General features: G+C 46.0%; 6 protein-coding genes. All 6 read right to left on the bottom strand.

Translation table 11 applies throughout. The features are described 5' to 3' along the window. The coding region (locus P618_RS01170) for a hypothetical protein (RefSeq protein WP_040458158.1) at positions 1-475 on the bottom strand (475 nt) is incomplete at its 3' end. Positions 476-605: 130 nt separating this feature from the next. Continuing rightward, entirely contained in the window at positions 606-1,400 is a 795-nt protein-coding gene (locus P618_RS01165) for a hypothetical protein (RefSeq protein ID WP_024161027.1), read from the bottom strand. Positions 1,401-1,410: 10 nt separating this feature from the next. Continuing rightward, entirely contained in the window at positions 1,411-3,726 is a 2,316-nt protein-coding gene (locus P618_RS07140; protein WP_024161026.1) for a hypothetical protein, read from the bottom strand. After that, the gene (locus tag P618_RS01155) at positions 3,716-4,384 is read right to left on the bottom strand and encodes a hypothetical protein (protein ID WP_021827621.1); all 669 of its coding nucleotides are present in this window, start codon (positions 4,382-4,384) and stop codon (positions 3,716-3,718) included. Before P618_RS01155 ends, P618_RS07140 begins: the two co-directional genes overlap by 11 nt. Next, complete coding sequence (locus P618_RS08515; RefSeq protein WP_021827620.1) at positions 4,381-4,770, bottom strand: hypothetical protein; 390 nt, start codon at positions 4,768-4,770, stop codon at positions 4,381-4,383. The genes P618_RS01155 and P618_RS08515 overlap by 4 nt, the downstream gene beginning before the upstream one ends. Then, the coding region (locus P618_RS08135; RefSeq protein WP_040458156.1) for an RNA-binding protein at positions 4,754-5,110 on the bottom strand (357 nt) is incomplete at its 5' end. The genes P618_RS08515 and P618_RS08135, both read right to left, overlap by 17 nt.

Below are 5,110 nucleotides of genomic sequence, written 5' to 3'. Positions count from 1 at the left end.
CAGAGGCCGCAATCACTGACCCCACTAAAGGAGGCGCCAGTACCGCAGACAGAGCCGTGATGCCCACGCCAAGGACAGCCTTAAAGGCGGGCTTAAACTGAGTGCTTATATATTTTTCTTCTTGAGTGCAAGGCTCTAAAACCTGAAGAACCTGGCAAAAGGACTCTCGTGGAGCAATTTCTAAAGCCGGAGGAGAGCCTTGAGCTGACATCTCCAACAGCGGCGTGTCTACTCTAAGCACTCCATGCACGCCGCAGTTTCGATAGCTCAGCCCTTGACCAGCAAGGCTTTGGGTCTTGACTCGAACAATATTCTTTTTCAGAACCTGAGTCTTTTGATAGCTGTCTTGCACTGGAGCGGCCAGCAATTGAAGCTTTTCCGCCGCAAAAAGGCTCACCCCGTCAATAAACTCAGTAGCCTGGAAGGACCCTTGCACCATACTCACCTTCAAGTCTCCACACAAGGACCCCGGCACCGGAGCCGAGCTCTGCCGGGTTTCTTGAAGATAGAGAGAGCTAGAGGACTCCAGAAAAGTATTAACGCCCGGACGGTGCTGAAGAGCACGAGCCGTGATGCTCCCCGAGCCCTCAATATGGCCGAAACGCTTATCGATGACCTATCCCCACAACCTCTTCGGGAAGCAATAACAGCTGACCCAAAACATATTCGGCGCAAGCTAAAGATTCTTTGGCAGACTCCACGTCTTTATAAGCAAATTTTTTTTCTTGCTCACACAAAGCTTGTGCCAATTTTTCTTTATCTTTTTGCAGAGTTTTGTTCCATCCAAAAACTTCCTTTTCTAACAAGTTCCTCACAATTTCTCGTTTTCCTAGAGGAAGAGCATCAACTACGGGTAAATCAGGAAAGGTATCAGGCGTAATATGAGAAAACGTATCGTAAATCATACTAAACATAAAATTTTCAGCAACCCACTCAGCCCCAGGGTACAGTAAATGTAGAGAACGCATAATCCAGGGAATATAAGTTGGACCAAAATCATGATAATTCGCAACTTCTGCCAACATCGGTTCTGTCCACATATCCTCCATACACCATGGCCAATGATGTTCTCCATCTGGTGGAAAATATTTCATTACCTCGGGAATAAAAGACGGATCTTTCAGATCGGACAAAAACAAAAACAGATAATAAAAACACCAGGAAGCACGTTCATATTCGTAAAATTCCCCAATTTTTTCCAGGTAATCAACTCCTCGTTCTCCTAAGTCCCACATGTTAAAATATTGTTCTAATTTTTGTAATAAATCTTGTTTATTTAATACAAACTTAGAAATGATATCTATCCAATACGATTCCGTATCACAATCCATTGGATTTTCATCACTATTGTAAATTGCATCAAGTACATCTTGAAAACAATTGTAATATTCTTCTGTCATAACTTTCTCCTTATTTTTTTTCTATTATCTTTGGATAATTTTGTTTGTAAAATTTTATCCCCTCCAAAAGCTCTTTATTAAGTTCCATTAACGCTTTTTGCTTCAAGACCGGATCTTGAATCTGATTCAATTTTGGAGAATTTCGAAGGGCTTGAATGGAAGCAAACAAGGCCTCCCGATAATTTGTAAGCTTTAAGGTATTGGCTGCATGCACTGCATGATTGTGTAAATATGCCGGTATCAAAATACTAAAACCATCTTTTTTAGGAAATTTGGGGTCAATAATTCGTTCATTGGTTGCATGAGGAGCCAAATGATGTTGAGCCGTAAATCTTTCTCCATACCGTTCATGACGAGCTTTCATTGCTTTTTTTAACTTATCTCCATCATACAACCCCGAAACAAACATCTGCCCCTCATTTTCTGCTAAGTACTGCTCTAATCGCTGTTGCTTTTCTGCCTCACATATCGGTCCTGGAGCCTTTGGCTGCGGTTTTGGCCCTGAATTCTTTTGTGGCGCGCCGCTCTGCGCTTTTTTGGAAAAGGCCGTTTTCTGCACCGCCCTGCCCTTTGCGCCCGCTTTTTCTGCCAGTTTCCCCAGGCCTCTGCCCAGCGCTTTGCTGAATTTTTGTCCAGCGATTTCTTTGGCCAGCACTTTTCCAGCGCCCGCCAAGCCTTCCGCACGATACCCTTGGGCCAGATTTTGAGCGGTTTCCCCCGCTCCCACAGCGATTTTCAGCCCCTTGACGCCCGGCAAAGCATTGATAGCGGTTTTGGCTAGGCACCCAGCTGCCTGAAGATAGTCACCTTCCTTGACCTTCTGAACGGCTTGATAGGTGCCCTCCACCACCTCCAGAGCCGATAGCGTTGCCACCAAGGCCGGCAGGATGAATGCGAAGTTGTTTTGCAGAGCATTTGCGCTCATCTGATCGCAGGTGTAAATACTGGATGCGTCCTTGCCCGCCAAGCACAAACCCGCCGCCGTTAGAACTCTCAGAGCTCCCGAGGTCTTTTCAGCAAAACTGGAGAGCTCTCGATTGCAGCGCTGAAGGTAGGCATCAGGAGCCTCTCCCACCTCAGGTTTTGGCAGATGGTCCTTAAACAGGTGCACCAGCCCTTCTGCGCCCGACTCGGCTGCCATGGTGGCTCCAGCAGCTAAAAAGGCCTTGCTCCAGTCCAGATGGCCGGAGTTCACGGCTTGCAGGCTCAGCGTAGAGGCCAAAGAAAGCGCTCCGTGGAGCAATTTGTGCTCTAGAAAGTTGAGTTCCTTGCTTTGATACTCCAGCCCGATTTGCCCGGCCAGAAATCCAGAAGCTTGTACCAGGCCTTGTCCCGCAAGGGCTTTAAGAGGATCGGCCTGATAGACGGCGCAATTCAAAGCAGTGTTTTTAACGGCATGGATGGCTCGGTGGTCAGGGAGAATTTCTCCCAAAGCCAGGCCCGCTCCAGAAACTGCAAGACTTTTACCCACATCCTTCAGCATCGCTTTAAACTGGATGTGCCTGTGATCAGCCAGGCACTCCAAGCCTGAGTTCTGGATAAAGGCATGACCAGAGGCCGCAATCACCGATCCCACCAAAGGAGGCGCCAGCACCGCAGACAAAGCCGTGATACCCACGCCAAGTACAGCCTTAAAGGCGGGCTTAAACTGAGTGCTTATATGTGTTGCCTCCTGGATACAAGGCTCTAGCACCCGAAGGACCTGACAAAAGGACTCTCGCGGAGCAATTTCTAAAGCTGGAGGAGCCCCTTGAGCCGACATCTCTAACAGCGGCGTGTCTACTCTAAGCACTCCATGCACGCCGCAGTTTCGATAGCTCAGCCCTTGCCCAGCAAGGCTTTGAGTCTTGATTCGAGCAATATTCTTTTTCAGAACCTGAGTCTTGTGATAGCTGTCTTGCACGGGAGCCGCCATCAGTTGGAGCTTTTCTGCCGCAAAAAGGCTCACCCCGTCAATAAACTCAGTAGCCTGGAAGGCCCCTTGCACCATGCTCACCTTCAAGTCTCCACACAAGGACCCCGGCACCGGAGCCGAGCTCTGGCGAGTTTCTTGAAGATAAAGAGAGCTAGAGGACTCCAGAAAAGTATTAACGCCCGGGCGGTGCTGAAGAGCGCGAGCCGTGATGCTCCCCGAGCCCTCAATATGGCATCCTTGGCTGGCAAAGCTTTGAGCGCGAATATCCATGTGCCCGGCGCGAATATTCGAGCCATGAAAAGTGCTCGAAGCTCCGCAATACACCTCATCAGACTTCTTGCCCGGCTTGACCAGGCGCTCTTGAACCTGAGTGGACAGGCCCAAGTCAATAAAACCCAACTCACTGCTCACATATTTTTAAAAATTCTTGACGAACACACGAAATACGGTCTAGGGACTCACTAATCATCAATACCGTTTGTTCCTCAGATTTTTTTTTGTACTCTTCCAATTCCTCTTTTATGTCATCTATAGAATATTCAAGTAATTTTTTAAAAGCATATTTTTCAGCTAGGTAAATATTCCTAATCAATGGGTTAGTTAAGATAAAAATATTAGCATTGTCATACGCCATACTAGAAAGAAATGATTTTGCATGAACCATCGCCCTTGGAACCAATTCGTGAATACAACTCAAGAGTGCTGGAATGTAAGCCTCCCCAAAATAATTTGCATCAACGATCCCGTTGCACAATGGCTCACTTGAATAATCTTCCATCACAACTGCGTCCTCATAGTAATCATCTGAAGGAACGTATTTTAATAAATGTGGAATGACAGATGGATCACCATGATTAAATATAGCCTGAAGAATTACATCAAACAAAGATACGCATTGTTGAACGGAATCATCATTTTCTTTTCTGCTCCATTCTTGATACACATCATCTAAGTCTTGCAATAATTCATCATTTTCAAATTCTTCCAAATTTTCTACTAATTCTTGTGCTTCTCCAGACCATGTGGGAGAAATATCTCGAATTTCTTGATAAATTTCAGCTTTAGTCATTTTGAATCTCCTTTAGGTTTAGGAGGAATTTTTCCATCAAATCCTCCTGGGTTATCTGATTTTATTTTTCGAAGAGCTTTTAAGCAGGCTTCATTTGTTTTGGTTCGATCACATCCGGCCTCCAATAGACCATTTCGTGTGTCTTGAATACCTTGTAGCAAAGATTCTCTGGGATGTTTCGGCTTAGGTTTTTGTTCGTTTCTCTTGTGAATTAATTTACGAACCTCTGCTTGATGAATTTTTTTTGGTAACGGAATCACTGTATTATTTTTGTACTTTCGTCCCGTCACTTTAAAAATTTCTTCTGCTTGAGCTACCGGCCACACATGGTGCTGCTCAAAGAGAGTTCCGGTCTCTTTTGTTCTTTTTTTAACCAATGTATCCATTTTCTTTTTTTTGATACCCCCTCACCGGAACCGGATCATCCTTATACTGCTCAAAATACCTTCGCATTTCTTCCGGCGTCATGTCGGAAGTTTTTTGCTCTTTCTTTGGCTGTATGGATACTTTTTTGTCCACGCCGCCGCCCGTTTTACCTTCGGTTTTCATTAAGGTGTTCTGGCCCTTTTGCTCTTTTGAAAACGCTTTTTTGGCAAAGTGCACCCCGGCTTTTGCTGCTCGCGCTCCGGCCTTTAGACCTTGTGTGCCAAGGCCTGACGAGGCCAGATCCAGTGCCACAGACCCTGCTGTCAGCGCTGCATGCCCTCCAGCCGTCCAGTAGTTTCC

The sequence above is a fragment of the Holospora obtusa F1 genome (assembly GCF_000469665.2).
GTDB lineage: Bacteria > Pseudomonadota > Alphaproteobacteria > Holosporales > Holosporaceae > Holospora > Holospora obtusa.
This window is presented reverse-complemented; position numbering and strand designations above follow the sequence as displayed.